1 rRNA gene is annotated in these 255 nt (G+C 50.6%); it reads right to left on the bottom strand.

Annotation, left to right across the window (positions count from 1 at the left end):
• Positions 1–255 (bottom strand): 16S ribosomal RNA (locus IC219_RS21545); the annotation flags it as partial.

Here is a 255-nt window from a genome sequence, read left to right as displayed (position 1 = left end):
TCACCCTCTCAGGTCGGCTACTGATCGTCGCCTTGGTAAGCCGTTACCTTACCAACTAGCTAATCAGACGCGGGTCCATCCTGTACTGGCTCACCTTTGATATTCAAGAGATGCCTCTCAAATATATCATCCCGTATTAGCATACCTTTCGGTATGTTATCCGTGTGTACAGGGTAGGTTACCCACGCGTTACTCACCCGTCCGCCGCTCTTTACCGAAGTAAATCGCTCAACTTGCATGTGTTAGGCACGCCGC

It is taken from the genome of Clostridioides sp. ES-W-0018-02 (genome assembly GCF_020658175.1).
In the GTDB taxonomy this organism is placed as follows: domain Bacteria; phylum Bacillota; class Clostridia; order Peptostreptococcales; family Peptostreptococcaceae; genus Clostridioides.
Note: the sequence above shows the minus strand (reverse complement) of the source record. Positions and strands in the feature narration are given on the sequence as shown.